Source organism: uncultured Shewanella sp., from assembly GCF_947497935.1.
In the GTDB taxonomy this organism is placed as follows: domain Bacteria; phylum Pseudomonadota; class Gammaproteobacteria; order Enterobacterales; family Shewanellaceae; genus Shewanella.
This window is the reverse complement of the sequence record NZ_CANMIO010000001.1, coordinates 106,995-121,764: the sequence shown is the minus strand read 5'-3', so window position 1 is coordinate 121,764 and position 14,770 is coordinate 106,995. Positions and strand designations below refer to the sequence as shown.

The window sequence follows — 14,770 nt, the reverse complement described above, 5'->3', positions numbered from 1 at the left end:
GTATCTAATGCATGTAACTTCGTCTGGGGCGCTGAGGGTTCGCTAAGGGGGACAAGCGCTTTCCCCCTTGGCTCGGGTGCGGGCGAAGCGCCGCGACGTTAGTTGTTAGACGCAGTCTAACATAGAAGTCAGGCGCAGCCTGATATGTGTCAAGGCCACGACCTTTATCAAGCGCAGCTTGATTACCCGCTAGGGTGTGGGATGAAATCCCACTATGTGAACTGTTAGACGCAGTCTAACTTAAAGGTCAAACGAAGTTTGATTGCTTACCGCAGTAAAGCGTAACGTCAGACGCAACCTGACAAACCTATTGATTGGCTAAAACCTCTTCCAACTTAAGCCCGGTTAAATCACGAATCGTGCGCCATAAATAATAAAATGTTCCCATCATCATCAACATCGATGGCACGGCGATCATCGGGTAACTGTATAAAGTCAATTGCCCCAACTGTTCATTAAACTCAGGCGTTCCCGTAGGGCTAGTGACAATCCATTTAGCCAAGATGTAATTCATGGTAGCTGAGAATGCAAACGAGCCCGCTACTAAATAAGTAGCCTTCATTAAGCGCTGCTCAAACGCCGCCATACAATTGTTCTGTTGTAAGCGCTGCATGATCTTATCAACGTCCATCACCGCTGGATTAAAGACAAGGGCTTTAATTAATGGTTTAGAAGTAAAGGTCGAAATAAGCACTGCAATACCGATAACCGCTGGAATTGCGGCTTCTTTGATTGCCAACCACTTAAGGTCAAGCTCCAGCAGACCAATGCCACCGGTTAACAACACATTGGCTAAGCCAAGCAGGGCAATAAAATTAAACTTTTTATACTTTATTAGCTCAAATATGCCCCACCCCAGCGGAAAGCTTAACGCCAACATTAATCCACCACTCGCCCCTAGCTGATCGTCACCACTTAACTTCATTAGAATAAAAGCGGGTATGGCGATGCTCACTAACAGGTCAACCATAGGCCGAGGTTTATGTGTCGATGTACTACTCATGTGTTGATTTCCAGGCGAAGCATGCAAGCTTCGAAAAATTTAAAGATAAAAAACCAGTGCTATTGTTTCTATGAGGCCAGTTCTATAATGCTAGCCCAGTGCTTCTATGATGCCAATATTGAGCCTGAATAGTATATAGCGGCGTAAAAATACCTTGTTCTCCCCCAAGTGTCACCCTTGTTCAAACATTGTTGAGACTGGAAGTTGCCAAAGTTCAGAAATGAGGTCTTATCTAAAATAGTCCCGTAGAACATTGTGGATGATGGTTCAGGCTCTGGGAGTCATGGCTATCTAATGTGGACACCCTACGACCAATATTACATTAAAGCGAAAAGCATTAGACGAACCAAAACATAACCAGTTATTTTAAAAGCCATTTTATAAATGGTACATAACAATGATTGTTTTAAATTGCACAGCCAAAGCCGCAGAATTCTTGTCTACAAATGCCGATAGTGAATCCATAAAAATCGTCCCAGCAACATATGATGATGTCAGTCTCGATTCTGAATACTTAACTACGGATAATGTAGATGCTGACAGCGATTCAGATTGGGATACGGAGCCGATGCAATGGCAACTTGATATCAAGCAAAGCGCTGATACGCCGTACCTTGTTTGCTGCGAAACAGAAACTAAGTTCAGCCTGTATTTTGAATGCGATCAAATCAGCAGCGCCAGCCAATTTGCCTCGCTGTTTTTCAGCACTTGGGCGCAAACCCAAAAAGGTTACTCGGAGCGTTACCTTAACCAGCTTGAAGATGATGACATCACAGAAATGCTGCAAACCATTGAGAGCCTGCAACAAAACTACCATTGGTATCTGCGCGAACTTAAAGATGGGCTGGCGCTTACTGAGCACTTTCAGGCGGTCTACAATGCTAACCTTGAACCTATTACTAAGGCGCAACAAGATTCTGAAGAGCTAGCACAACAATCGATATTAAAAATTTGTCAGGACTGGCTCAATATGACTGAGCGCGCAAACGAATTTGGTGACATGCTCGCCCCAGCCGAAGATCTCGACATGCGCCTCACCATGCTCGCGGCTATGTAGTCAGTTTGATAAGCAACCGCTACTTAATTTATAACTAATACTTATGTTATGGTGTCATCCGTATTCAGCAGGGAACAAGTTTAATACTAATTAGTATAACGGGAAGCACACCATGAAATGGAAGACATGTATTAAGGCGCTACTCATTGCGCCTTTAGCCACAACACCTCTAGCCTTAGCACCGATTGCTCAGGCCCAACAACCAACAGATATTTTAGGCTTACAGCTGAAGATGACGCCCGATGAGGTGGTTCAACGTTTAAATATTCAGCCTGATTCTAAGGTTACCGTCGGTAACATCAACAACCCCACACCGACCGACTTTACTGAAGAAGCAACAAAAATAGCCAAAGAGTACCAAGAGAAATACCCCCACATTGCTGCAGAGCAACGAAAGCAACTTATTGAGCAAGTTCAGCAGCTACGCCTGAGTAACAAAATTAAAGAGATTTCCTGCTCAGATAAAGCCTGCGATACGCCATTTTTGAAAGCCAACAATATTATATGGTTTATCGCAAGATTTACTGATGATGGCAAACTTGGCAATCTATCAATCCGTCAAAACGTTACTCAGCTGAACGCTAAAACTCAAAAAGGTTTAGAGAAAAAATACCATCCTGATGAGGTCTGGGGCGATATCTCCGAGCACCGCTCTGCCAGTTTGAATCGACTGTCGAAAGACGCAGAAAACCTAACGATTAAACTCAAGAACTACCCGAATGAAAAACTCATTGAATATAAGCTCTACGACTATAGTTTGTTTGATGGAGTCACCACTAAAGAGCAAGCCTTAATCAGTGAGTTCGATAAAAGCTTATAAATAATCTGTGCAAGAAAACCTAAAAATCACTCAAACTCTAAGTGGTCAAGAGGCGGCAGCTGCAGCCTCTTTTGCCCCTGTGCAAACAAAGCGCCTGACTTTAACAACTAAGTTCTATCCATAAAGTTCCATCTATTAAGTCCTAGCTATTAAGCCCTAGCTATTAAGCATTAGCCGTTAACCGTTAACCATTAGCCGCAAGCTAACTTTAAGATCCTAGGAAATTTGATTGCCTAAGTCGTTAGGCGTAGTCTAATTGAAGCTCAAATTCGCAATATCACAGAACTGAGTTATAAATAGTTAAGCCTAAAATCAAACGGAGCCGATATGAAACACTTACTAGTGACTGCAATCATTGCCGCTACATTAACAATAAGTGGTTGTGCCCAAAAGCAAGACGATACAGTCCCCCAAGACCTACTCACCAATGATGGGAATGTAAACATTCTTTGGCAAAACCCTAGTGACTATAGCGATGTAGAAGCAACAACGGGAGTACAGTCAAAATTCGAAGAATACCTTTTTACCGAGCTTACCGACGAGCTTGGAAAACTGGCTAATAAACACTTAGCTAAAGATCAACAACTTGATCTGACCGTCACAAACGTAGACTTAGCCGGAGATGTACAGCCCACTTTTGGTGCTGCACCTGATGATGTTCGCATTGTTACCGATCTGTACCCACCAAAAATACGTTTTGATTATGTCTTAACTCAAAATGGAAAAGTCATAAAATCGGGTAGTGAAAAGCTCAATAACATGGCTTTTCTCATGGAGATCCAGCCGATAAGCAACGATCCTTTCCCCCACGAGCGAGAGCTACTCACTAATTGGTTTAAGAAAACAATCATGCCAGCTTTGTAATAATGCTGGCTCCCTAGCTTAACTTGGGATAGAAGGAATCTTTTAGAACTGTTAACAAGGGGGCGATCGCCCCCTTGTTGTCCGAGTCTGAACAGCAATCTTCATCGAGCGTAGCTTGATTGCATTAAGTTCAGGCGCAGCCTAATAACCAAAAAGCGACACCGTTTTCAGCCCGAAAACATTCCTAACAATGGTCAAAGTGTGCATTTTCCATGCACATAAACTCCAGCTGTTGCATAGACAAGACTGGAATTTGTAACACCCGAATGGACTCAGGGTTAATCGACTCTAAGTCGGCAACCTCATCAATGGCATTGCCGTAAGAGTTAGTGCGTCCACAATAGATAAAGTGCTTCTTCCAGCGTACCAGATAGGCAATTTGCAGCTGATTATCGATACAGATCTCGGCTTCTAAGGCATGACACTCCTCAGCTTTTTCCGATAAAACCGCCACAACCAATTTTAAGTTATCGAAGGCCGACAGGTTTAAGCTTAGATATGGGGCAAAGATTGAGGCTACTGATTCTGACAACATAAAGATCCTTAGAAAAAGCTTTCGCTAGTTGGTAACACTAATAGGTAATAATCACGCTCATCGAAACTGATGTAATCAACAACTTGCATCCCCCCTTTGCGCGTGTGGGCGGCAAAGGAGCCGACGTTATCTTCGGCGATAAAGGTCAACATATAGGGCAGCTCATTGCCAACCAACTTCTTAATAAAAGCGACTAAGGCCTCAAATATACCTTGGCCACGATGGCGGCTATCTATCCAAATAGGACCATACTGGCAGCAATTTTTTTCGGTTAATTTGGCACGCTCATAATCGAGTCTCGGTAAACGGTTAAGCAGATTTCGATAAATGGGCCACTGCTTGAAAAAAGGCCAGCGCCCAGCAATGACATAACCCACGATAGTATCTTCAACTTCGGCCACCACAACCCAATGCTGGTTAACGAGAGTGGTTAAGTCCCCTTGAGTGAAAGACTGTCCCTGCAGCGAATTATCACGTTGTTCGGCAACCAATTCATCTTGCAAATGAGTTTGTTCCAGTGCGACCAATGCCGTGATATCGGTCGCTTTAGCTCGTCTAATCTTCATTGCTATTTTGTTAACTCTATTACTGTTAATCCCATAATTCCCGCTTGAGTATAACCGAACCGACTTCAGGTAGATAAGCTTCAAACTCGTGATTTTTTGAATAAGGACGATAGCGCCCCCTAAGTGCTCCTATAGGCGTGGCTATAGCATTAACTATGGGGATGATTCAAACAAATAGAGATCAAGTTTTCACACAATTAACATTTATCCAACCAGAAAAAGTAAGTATAGTTCTTAAACGATTTTAGCTCGAAAAAGCCAGATGATGGCCCCAACCGACAAGTGAGAGCAATCATGTTAGCCCAAAAAATCAATCACAATATTTGGCTAAGGGAGCAAGATCATCCCGCGATAAACCTAGCAAGATGGCAACAACAGGTCGACTTAATCAGTGAGCTTTATCAGGCTAAGAGCACTCTAATTATTCAGTCTAACGGTAATAAAGCTCAAATCACATGTTGCAGCAAGCAGAGCGACAAGCCGAACGATAAGCTTTTTACTGCTGGCGATGAACTCCAAAGAGAGGGGGTAATCGATGCCACCTGCGATACCATAAGCTATGGCCTTGTTCATCTCGACCCCACTAAAGTTGCTGGTAGCTTCGCCTCTTTTAACAGACTGCTTTCTATCAAGCTCACTTGGCCCGATGGGCGGCTCTTTGGCTGTATGATAATTTGCGATCCCGCCAAGGATAAAGTTAATGCCACCACTGCAGTGGTCTGCGAAACGGTTAAGGCGCTGCTTCAAGGTGAGTTAAAACAGATGTACCTGACAGAGCAGTTGCATCGATTGTCTGTTCAGGATGACTTTACCTGCATGCTCAACCCTTACGGGTTTAACTTGATGGCACCAAGGCAGCTAAGCTTGAGTCGTCGCTTCGGTTCCCACGCAGGGCTGATTGTATTAGAAGATAGCCCTTCCCCGCACATCCATCAGAAATATACTGAGTCCCAACGCATTCGCATTATTGCAAGGATCATTTCCGATAGTATGCGGGAAGCGGATATCTCCGCCAGGCTCCAAGATCAGCAATTTATCATCCTCGCCTTCGTCGATAATGAGTCTAATCTCGACAGCCTAATCGCACGGCTACGTAAACAGGTACACAAAGAGGCACCTGAGATTAACCTCATCGTAGGCAAGAGCTTTTTTACCCCAGACACCCAGTTGTCGCTGATCCCTATGCAGCAAGAAGCGATAGCAGATTTGGAAAAGAATCGGGATTCTAAAAGAAGGGCCTAGATCCTAGGGCGCTTCGCTGCGAGGACGGGCTACGCCCTGCTAGGAAAAGCAAAGAGCAAAACAGTGTAATGTCCACTTCTTTGCTTTAACCTAGGACCCGCTTTTCCTAGAGCCTTCTTTTAATCTATGCCGTCAACACTGACACATTAAATCGTAAGGCTGATGGGCTAAAGCCCAACCTACATTAAAAACGCAATGCTATCTTTTGACTGTATAGCAGGACGAAGTCCGCTCTAGCCGCGAAGCGTCCTCGCAACGAGTTTACGAGTGTTCTAGTTTCTAGCTTCTAGCTTCTAGCTTCTAGAATAGGCTGCTAATCTGGACTTTGCTTGCGTGCCCACTCTAAAAACAGCGCTATGGGGAAAGGTGACATCATCACCATACCAAGGCCAGACAGACTGGCAATCAGTACCATGCCTTCAACCTGCTCCGACAGATTAGATAAAAAATAGATGCCAACGCCAGATAACAGCATGCTTAAACCTAGCCAATGCAATATTTTTAAGGGTTTAATTACACTTTTTTGCACTATATGCCGCCTTCTTTATGTTGATTTTAGTATAAACTACTCACAGTATATCGATATTAACTACTATGGATCCCGAACATGATAAAACAATCCTTATTCCTAGCAAGTTTGCTATTGGGTTTAACTGCTTGTCAGTCGACTCCTCAGACTCAATTAGAGGATTTAGCGATTGAAGGCACATGGCATATTGAGTCAGCGAATGGCCAACCTGTCATCGATTACAGCCCAGCAGAATTAATCTTTGCAGCAGATGGTAAGCTAACAGGCAACAATAGCTGCAATAACTTTTTTGGTAATTATGTGCTAGCTGGCCAGTCTCTACAGCTACAGCCTGCGGGTAGCACGATGAAAGCCTGTGTTGATGCACTAATGGCACAAGAGCAACGTGTTATGCAAATCATGCCTGAAGTCACTCAAGCCCAAATGGCTAAGGGTAAACTTCTGCTAAAAGATGCCGAAAACAAAACCGTTATGGTGCTAAGCAAAAAGTAATCGTCTAAGCTAGCTCTGCATTTATAGCGGACACAGCGACGATTTACCGTTTTAAGAAAGCCATCCTTGGCAAATCGTCATAAGTGTTCCAGACACAGAAAAACCGCCTATTGGCGGTTTTTTATTGCTCATATTTTAATGACAATCTATGTCATGAGCATCTGCTCTAGGCGAAAGCTAACTGTTAAGAGTTTAGCTTTTCAGCCATCTCTGCACTTTCCTCGGCGTTAGCATTATAGTGCTCAACGTCAATCTCGCCTTCAGACTTAGCAATCACGGTCGTTGCAACCAAATCACCAGAAACGTTTACTACGGTACGTGCCATATCCAAGATACGGTCGATACCGGCAATCAATGCAACCCCTTCAAGTGGTAAGCCAACTGTAGTTAACACTAGCGTCAACATCACCAGACCCGCACCTGGCACACCCGCAGTACCGATAGAGGCAAGCGTTGCGGTTAAGATAATTGTAATGTAATCAACCCAAGTTAAATCGATACCAAAAGCTTGTGCCACAAACAGCGCAGTCACACCTTGGTAAAGTGCGGTACCATCCATGTTAATAGTGGTGCCTAACGGTAATACGAAACTTGAGATCTTCTTATTAACGCCTAAGTACTCACTCGCGCACTTCATACTTGCTGGTAGCGTACCCGCAGAGCTAGATGTGGTGTAAGCAACCGCAATTGCATTGCTAATGCCTTTAAAGAATTGCACAGGGTTCAGCTTGGCGAACACGACGAGAACAAAGCTGTAGAAGCCAACAACATGTAGGAAACAGCCAATATAAACTGCAATAATCACCTTGATCAGCGGCATCAACATATCGACACCATACTCACCGGCCACCCAAGCCATCAAGCCGAATACGCCGTATGGTGCAAGCTTCATTACCAAGTCAGTTAGCTTGTACATGGCCTCAGCTAAACTTTCGAACACCTTAATTGCTGGTTTACCATGTTCGCCAATCAGCACCAATGCAATACCAAGGGCCACGGCAAACACAATCACTTGAAGGATTTGGCCACTAGCAAGTGCAGCAATCGGGTTAGTTGGCACGATATCAATCAAGGTTTGCATCACAGACGGAGCTTGCTTGACCACTTCTGCAGATTCGTGTGCCACCATATCTAAGCCAACACCAGGTTGCATAAAGTGACCGACGGCTAAACCTAGGGTAATCGCAATAGAAGTGGTACCTAAGTAGAAAGCGAACGACTTGAAACCAATGCGTCCCATTTTGGCGGTATCTTGCATAGAGGTCACGCCGACAATAAGGGAGCAGAACACTAATGGTACAATCAACATCTTGATAGTGTTAACAAATAGAGTACCAATTGGCTTCAAGTAGGTCGCCTGTTCACCCAAGCTAACCCCAGTAAAAATACCTAACAGCATACCAATCATAATCTGTAACCAAAGGGGAACAGACATCCAGCTTGACCACACTTTTTTCAAAAGTGAAGTTTGTTGATTTGACATATTTAAGCCTTGAAACGGTTGAAGGAGGACTACCAGCACATTACTAGTTCAAAAAATAACGCGGCAGTTTAGCATATGCTTCAATAGCGGGAGATGATCTATATCACGCTGGCAAATTCCATTGATTAGTCACAGCAACAATCGCTAGCGCACTAAGGAATCGATAATTTTAAGCGTCAAATCTTGCGGTTTCCTTATTTTTAGAGAAGTGCATCCGATGCAGTGCAGCTGGAGGCTGATCCCGCTCCATAAGATAGCTCCAATAGGCATCATCAAAGCCTGAAAAAAGCGGCTTGCCTTCGGCGCGCAAAATTAGCCACCACCAGACAAGCCCCCAAATCCCCAGTGTTAGCAGCGTCAGAACAAAGTGCCACCCATGCTTAATCGGCTGCGCTTGTCGTCTGCGTAGAGATTGGCTTGTTGAGGCTGTTAAATTTGTAGATTGCGCCTTTTTCATCACGACTCCACTTGTACTCGGGTCATAAAAAAAGTTTAGCAGAGTTAGACTTTAGTCGAATGAGAAATCACAAAATAAAAACACCTCAATAGCAGCCTAGCAACTGACATCGTGTTAAAGTGCTCCCAAAAAAGGACCATAAAATATGATGATACGTAAAGGTCAAGCGGCAGACCTACAAGCCCTAATAAACTTCAACCAAGCTATGGCCCAAGAAACTGAAGGTTTAGCCTTAGATACCCAAGTGCTAGAAAAAGGTGTTAATACCTTACTGACATCACCAGAAAAAGGCTTCTATCTTGTCGCTGAAGTCAATGGTGAAATTGCTGGTTCCTTGATGGTGACTTTTGAGTGGAGCGACTGGCGTGCAAAAGATTATTACTGGATCCAGAGCGTCTATATTCGTCCTGAGAATCGTCGCCAAGGGCTCTACGCTAAGCTCTATCAAGCGGTGAAAGATCTCGCAGCCGAGAACGGCGGAGCCGCCAGCTTTAGACTCTATGTAGAGAAAGAAAACACTAATGCCCAACTCACCTATAGTGCACTAGGGATGGAGCAAAGCTATTACTTGATGTACGAAGAGAAGTAAGCTTTCATCCGAGAATACTAATATTTCGAGCCTAATTTGGCTCACAGATTAGATATGAAAAAGGCCATCAACTGATGGCCTTTTTGCTGCTAATGCCAGATAAAACCTGACAATAAAAAGTTAACCGCAGATGCTGGTTACTTTAATCGCCAAACCGCCTTGACTGGTTTCACGGTACTTAACGTGCATGTCTTTACCCGTCTCATACATGGTCGCGATAACTTTATCTAAGCTCACCTTTGGTGCGCAGTTACGGCGCATCGCCATACGTGATGAGTTAATCGCCTTCACAGCGGCAATCGCATTACGCTCGATGCATGGAACCTGTACTTGACCAGCAACAGGGTCACAAGTTAGACCTAGGTTATGCTCCATACCAATTTCAGCCGCCATACATACTTGCTCTGGGTTAGCACCCATGATTTCAGCAAGGCCGGCAGCCGCCATAGAACAGGCTACGCCAACTTCACCCTGACAACCCACTTCGGCACCAGAGATAGAAGCATTACGCTTGTATAGTGAACCCACCGCAGCCGCAGCGAGGTAGAAGCGAGTGTACTCTTGCTTACCAACTGGCTTAATGAACTTATCATAGTAAGCCAATACCGCAGGGATAATACCCGCTGCACCGTTAGTTGGAGATGTTACTACGCGGCCTCCAGCAGCGTTTTCTTCGCTTACTGCCATCGCAAATACGTTGATCCAATCAACGATTTCCATTGGGTCGCTAGATAGACGCTCACCAGTAAGCAATTGGCGGTAAAGTGCAGGAGCACGGCGAGCCACTTTTAGCGGGCCAGCTAGCACGCCTTCAGTTTGGCAGCCTTTTTCGATTGCTTGATGCATGGTAGACCATACTGCACCAAAGCCATCGTAAATCGCTTCTTCACTGTTGAAACACAATTCATTCTTAAACATGATGCTGCTGATGCTTAAGCCAGTTTCTTTACAGGTTGCTAAAAGCTCATCTGCAAAGTTAAACGGATATGGCACTTCTACAGGGTTTTCAACTTCCTTGCCGAATTTTGATTCTTCAACAATAAAGCCACCGCCAACTGAATAGTAAGTTTTGCTTAGTACAAGCTCATCACCATTGTAGGCGTGTAGCATCATGCCATTTTCATGTAATGGTAATGCGTGGCTGTGGAAAATGACTGCGTCGTGACCAAAGTCTACTAGCTGCTTTTCGCTGCCCATTGGCAGTTTCTTCGTTTGCTCAACGTCAGCAATAAAACCTGGGATCGCGTCGATGTCTACGCTCTCTGGTGAGTTACCACCTAAGCCGACAATAATCGCGATATCAGTGTGGTGACCTTTACCGGTTAACGATAAAGAACCGAAAATCTCAACGCCTAAACGAGTCACTTGTTCAAATTGACCCGTTTGACGAACATCATCGATAAACTCTTTGGCGGCCTTCATCGGCCCGACAGTATGAGAGCTCGATGGACCCACACCTATCTTAAAAATATCAAATGCGCTAAACATTAAAAATCACCTCGGAAAAAAGAGGAAAGGCCTGGAGAATTCCTGGCCTTGTCAAACAAATGGAACAATAAAAAACTGGACGCTTTAAGATGCTCGCATGCAATCTTTAAGCGCCCAGCTCTTATCTTTATTAAGACATTAATCCGAATAGGATTGCAGTCATTGCAAGTAAACCAGCAACCACAACAAAGACGTTGCTTAAACGGCCACGGTACGCTGCTAACGCTGGCACCTTGTAGATTGCGTACATTGGCATTAGGTAAAGGATAGCCGCGATGATCGGACCGCCCAATGCTTCAATCATACCCAAGATGCTTGGGTTAATAATTGCCACACCCCAAATAGTGAAGAACATGAAACCTAAGATAAACTTGTTCAACTTAGAATCAGAAACGTCTTTTCCACTAGAACGTAATTGCTTAGTAATTAAGCCCTTCATACCTTCAGTCGCACCCATGTAGTGGCCGAAGAAAGAAGAGATAATCGCAACGAAAGCAATGAATGGACCGAAGTAACTTACAAAGCCACTCTCATGTACGTTTGCCAAGTATGAAAGAATCGGCAAGTTCATCGCTTTAGCTTCTGCAAGCTGTGCTGGCGATAGTGCTAATACGCATGAGATAACAAACATCATCACGAAACCAACCAACATCAAAGTGGTGTTACGTAGAATAACGTCTGCTTTACGTGCTGCGTTTGCGCCATGCTCACGTTTTAGCGATACAGAGAACTGTGAAATCGCTGGCGAGTGATTGAATGCAAAAATCAATACTGGAATAGTTAACCAAACTGTACCTAGGAATTCACCCGCTTGTGGTACAACTTGTAATGCGTCCATTTTCCAATCTGGAATTAGGTAGAACGACATGAATGCAAGAATAGCAACTAATGGGTATACCAATAGCTGAGTCACTTTAAGCATCATTTTCTCGCCAGCTACCATTACAGACATCATAGCGATGATTAAACCACCAGATAGTAACCAGCGTGGTACGCCAGACACTTTATCCATGATCTGCACGCCAGCTTCAGTTAGCATAGGTGCACCATCAGCAGCCAAACGTGGAATTTCCACAAAGATATTTAGCTGGTTAACGATAAAGCTTTCAACCGTGTTAGTAATACCTACACCGTAGATCAAAACGATTGGGTAGATAGCAAAGAAATAAAGCAAAGTAATTGCTTTGCCCGCACCCACACCGAAGTGCTCTTCTACTACGTGGGTGATATCGCTGCCAGGCTTGCTTGAAGAGCAAACAAAACGTGACAAACCGCGGTGAGCGAGGTAAGTCATTGGACCAATGATAGCAACCATCATCATTAGCGGCCAAAAACCGCCCATACCAGCGTTGATTGGTAGGAATAAAATTCCGGCACCAACGGCTGTACCAAACAAACTCAACATCCAAGTCGTATCTTGACGTGTCCAAGGCATTGACTTAGTCGTTGCCGTATCATTTTGTACCACTTCTTGGGTACAGATCGCGTCTTTTTGCATTCTTGTTACCTTAAAGGTGCTTAAAGGCACCGTTTAATTTTGATCTCAGGAGTAATTTCGAGGTTAAGAGTATCCTAATGCTTGCGCCAAATATTGATCTTGGTTCACATTCTGTAATTGATTTTCAAATCCTAATCAAATTGAGAGCTAGATCTCCTAAATCATGTAATAAGTTTTCATTTGATCTTTATCGGCGCAACCCAATCGAACCTTAAGTTAACATTAACTTTACGTAAATCATGAATTACTCATGTACAACCTCGAATAGTGAAAACTTGACATCGGGCATAGATCGCAAAAAATCAAATTTACCGACACAAACAGTCAATTCAATGTCTGTTTTTGAATTGGGTCACAGCATTTGAAGGCGAAATTTACCCTCGCATTAGTTAAACTAATGGACGATTTTGTTAATTTTTTTTGAGCGTGAGTTAAGCCAAGTTAACTCAGGTTAAATCCATGCTGCGAATGCCTTATCTAACGCCCATCTTTGGTGGTGAAAATACGGATAAAATACAATAAACTATTGCGACAAAAGTGTTGGCTACGCGAGAAAAGATAACCAAAATGAAAGAGATAATAAGCATCATCGTTGGCTCAAAGAATCCAGTAAAAGTCGGCGCAGCAGAAAGTGCACTCGCGACTCTGTTTCCCGATAAGCAGATTGACTGTCAAGGTGTGGATGCACCATCACTGGTTGCCGATCAGCCTATGACCGAAGCCGAAACCAAGCAGGGCGCAATCAACCGCGTCAAGTATTGCCAAGATAACTATCAAGCTGACTACTATATGGCGATGGAAGGTGGCGTAGACCTGTTTGAGCATGGCCCTGCAACCTTTGCTTATATTGCTATCGCCCATAAGGCACAAGTCAGTGTTGGCCGCGGGGCACAACTGCCCTTACCCATGCCCGTTTATCAAGCCTTAACTCAGGGCCAAGAGCTAGGTCATGTAATGGACAGCATGTTCAATACCGTCAATATCAAACAAAAAGGTGGAGCGATAGCCTTGCTCACCCAAGGTCACGCCACTCGCCAAGGTAACTATACTCAAGCGATAATTCTTGCCATGGCGCCGATGCTACACCCTCACCTGTATATGAATTAGCAATAACTGCATTACTTTTTCCTTAAGGTGCTTGATTTTAAAAAACAGTCCTCGTAAGTTAGGTGTTACTCGCAACTAAATAAGACCTGTTCGATGAATCAAGCCCAGCCTAATAGCTCCTGCGCCGCTTTTCAGCTGCGCCGCCTTTCCAGGCAACTTATTCGCCAACTCGGTTTGTTAGACGCCGTTTGTGGCAGTCAGCCTCTTTCTCCAGTTCAAGCACATACTTTAATTGAGTTAGGTGAGACTTGTTACTCCATTAAGCAACTCGCTGACATCGTTAATATCGATAAATCCAACGCCAGCCGAGCCGTGAGTCAACTTGTAGAAAAGGGCTTTGCCAAGTCGCAATCGAACCCCAGAGATAACCGCAGTCTAGTGGTGCAAATTACCCCCAAAGGAAAGAGACAACTCATTAAGCTTAATGAGCAGCAAAACCAGCTTTTTACGGAGATTATGGCCCAGCTTCCCCAAGAACATATCGTAGAATTAGAAACCTCTTTAGCGCGATACAACAAGGCTGTAATCCAGTCTAAGTCGCAGCAGGGGTATTGCATCAGAAGCATTGAGGCCAGAGATAATGTACAAATCGCTGAAGTTATCCGTCAGGTATCGGCAGAGTATGGGCTCACGGCCGACAAAGGTTACGGCGTAGCCGATCCAACCCTCGATTCCCTATCTGAGGTTTATCAAGCCAATGATGCCCATTACTGGGTGATAGAATTTGAAGGTCAGATCCTTGGCGGCGCTGGCATAGCGCCACTAACTGGACAACAAGGTATTTGTGAATTACAAAAAATGTACTTCCTGCCCCAAGTGCGTGGCAAGGGGTTTGCCAAGCGTCTGGCTCTGCAGGGGCTACGCTTTGCCAGCGAGCAGGGATATGAGTCCTGTTACTTAGAAACGACGGCGAACTTAATCGAGGCGATCAAACTCTATGAGTCTTTAGATTTTAAGCATCTCGATGGCCCCTTAGGTGATACCGGCCACGATGCCTGTGAAATCGCGATGCTAAGGCAGGTCAATTAATCCTGCTAAAT

Annotated in this window: 16 protein-coding genes; 8 read left to right on the top strand and 8 right to left on the bottom strand. The window is 44.3% G+C overall.

All coding sequences use genetic code 11. The annotated features are described in order from the left end of the window. Positions 1–307: 307 nt before the first annotated feature. On the bottom strand, positions 308–1,003 hold the full coding sequence (locus Q1A86_RS00500; protein WP_299801700.1) for a VC0807 family protein: 696 nt from the start codon (positions 1,001–1,003) through the stop codon (positions 308–310). A gap of 397 nt (positions 1,004–1,400) precedes the next feature. Here Q1A86_RS00500 and Q1A86_RS00495 point away from each other — a divergent pair, with 397 nt between their 5' ends. The 3 genes from Q1A86_RS00495 (at position 1,401) to Q1A86_RS00485 (ending at position 3,744) form a co-directional block, all read left to right on the top strand. Then, entirely contained in the window at positions 1,401–2,060 is a 660-nt protein-coding gene (locus Q1A86_RS00495) for a hypothetical protein (protein ID WP_299801699.1), read from the top strand. A gap of 112 nt (positions 2,061–2,172) precedes the next feature. Continuing rightward, the gene (locus Q1A86_RS00490) at positions 2,173–2,880 is read left to right on the top strand and encodes a hypothetical protein (RefSeq protein ID WP_299801698.1); all 708 of its coding nucleotides are present in this window, start codon (positions 2,173–2,175) and stop codon (positions 2,878–2,880) included. 327 nt (positions 2,881–3,207) lie between these two features. Next, the gene (locus Q1A86_RS00485) at positions 3,208–3,744 is read left to right on the top strand and encodes a DUF3016 domain-containing protein (RefSeq protein WP_299801697.1); all 537 of its coding nucleotides are present in this window, start codon (positions 3,208–3,210) and stop codon (positions 3,742–3,744) included. Between the two features lie 184 nt (positions 3,745–3,928). Here the strand turns inward: Q1A86_RS00485 and Q1A86_RS00480 are convergent, their stop codons facing one another. After that, positions 3,929–4,279, bottom strand: a complete 351-nt coding sequence (locus tag Q1A86_RS00480) for a hypothetical protein (protein ID WP_299801695.1) — start codon at positions 4,277–4,279, stop codon at positions 3,929–3,931. Between the two features lie 8 nt (positions 4,280–4,287). Beyond that, a complete protein-coding gene (locus tag Q1A86_RS00475) occupies positions 4,288–4,845 on the bottom strand; it encodes a GNAT family N-acetyltransferase (protein WP_299801694.1) in 558 nt (185 codons plus the stop codon). 294 nt (positions 4,846–5,139) lie between these two features. Here Q1A86_RS00475 and Q1A86_RS00470 point away from each other — a divergent pair, with 294 nt between their 5' ends. Beyond that, a complete protein-coding gene (locus tag Q1A86_RS00470) occupies positions 5,140–6,087 on the top strand; it encodes a GGDEF domain-containing protein (RefSeq protein WP_299801692.1) in 948 nt (315 codons plus the stop codon). Positions 6,088–6,400: 313 nt separating this feature from the next. Here the strand turns inward: Q1A86_RS00470 and Q1A86_RS00465 are convergent, their stop codons facing one another. Then, positions 6,401–6,616, bottom strand: a complete 216-nt coding sequence (locus Q1A86_RS00465) for a hypothetical protein (protein ID WP_299801690.1) — start codon at positions 6,614–6,616, stop codon at positions 6,401–6,403. Positions 6,617–6,694: 78 nt separating this feature from the next. Here Q1A86_RS00465 and Q1A86_RS00460 point away from each other — a divergent pair, with 78 nt between their 5' ends. Beyond that, positions 6,695–7,108, top strand: coding sequence for an META domain-containing protein (locus Q1A86_RS00460; protein ID WP_299801688.1), 414 nt, complete (start codon positions 6,695–6,697; stop codon positions 7,106–7,108). A 184-nt stretch (positions 7,109–7,292) separates the two neighbouring features. Here Q1A86_RS00460 and Q1A86_RS00455 read toward each other — a convergent pair whose 3' ends face one another. Further along, positions 7,293–8,591, bottom strand: coding sequence for a dicarboxylate/amino acid:cation symporter (locus Q1A86_RS00455; RefSeq protein WP_299801686.1), 1,299 nt, complete (start codon positions 8,589–8,591; stop codon positions 7,293–7,295). A 169-nt stretch (positions 8,592–8,760) separates the two neighbouring features. After that, positions 8,761–9,048 (bottom strand): hypothetical protein, encoded by a 288-nt coding sequence (locus Q1A86_RS00450; RefSeq protein WP_299801684.1) that lies wholly within the window; start codon positions 9,046–9,048, stop codon positions 8,761–8,763. A 145-nt stretch (positions 9,049–9,193) separates the two neighbouring features. Here Q1A86_RS00450 and Q1A86_RS00445 point away from each other — a divergent pair, with 145 nt between their 5' ends. Continuing rightward, entirely contained in the window at positions 9,194–9,637 is a 444-nt protein-coding gene (locus Q1A86_RS00445; protein ID WP_299801682.1) for a GNAT family N-acetyltransferase, read from the top strand. 120 nt (positions 9,638–9,757) lie between these two features. Here the strand turns inward: Q1A86_RS00445 and Q1A86_RS00440 are convergent, their stop codons facing one another. Both Q1A86_RS00440 and Q1A86_RS00435 read right to left on the bottom strand, forming a co-directional pair. Continuing rightward, the gene (locus tag Q1A86_RS00440; RefSeq protein ID WP_299801680.1) at positions 9,758–11,125 is read right to left on the bottom strand and encodes an L-serine ammonia-lyase; all 1,368 of its coding nucleotides are present in this window, start codon (positions 11,123–11,125) and stop codon (positions 9,758–9,760) included. Between the two features lie 130 nt (positions 11,126–11,255). Next, entirely contained in the window at positions 11,256–12,623 is a 1,368-nt protein-coding gene (locus Q1A86_RS00435) for an aromatic amino acid transport family protein (protein ID WP_299801679.1), read from the bottom strand. Between the two features lie 567 nt (positions 12,624–13,190). Between Q1A86_RS00435 and yjjX the strand changes: the two genes are divergently transcribed. Next, positions 13,191–13,730, top strand: coding sequence for an inosine/xanthosine triphosphatase (gene yjjX, locus Q1A86_RS00430; RefSeq protein ID WP_299801677.1), 540 nt, complete (start codon positions 13,191–13,193; stop codon positions 13,728–13,730). Positions 13,731–13,823: 93 nt separating this feature from the next. Next, positions 13,824–14,759 carry a bifunctional helix-turn-helix transcriptional regulator/GNAT family N-acetyltransferase gene (locus Q1A86_RS00425; RefSeq protein ID WP_299801675.1) on the top strand — a complete coding sequence of 312 codons (936 nt, stop codon included), beginning with the start codon at positions 13,824–13,826 and terminating at the stop codon, positions 14,757–14,759. The last annotated feature ends 11 nt before the right edge of the window (positions 14,760–14,770 follow it).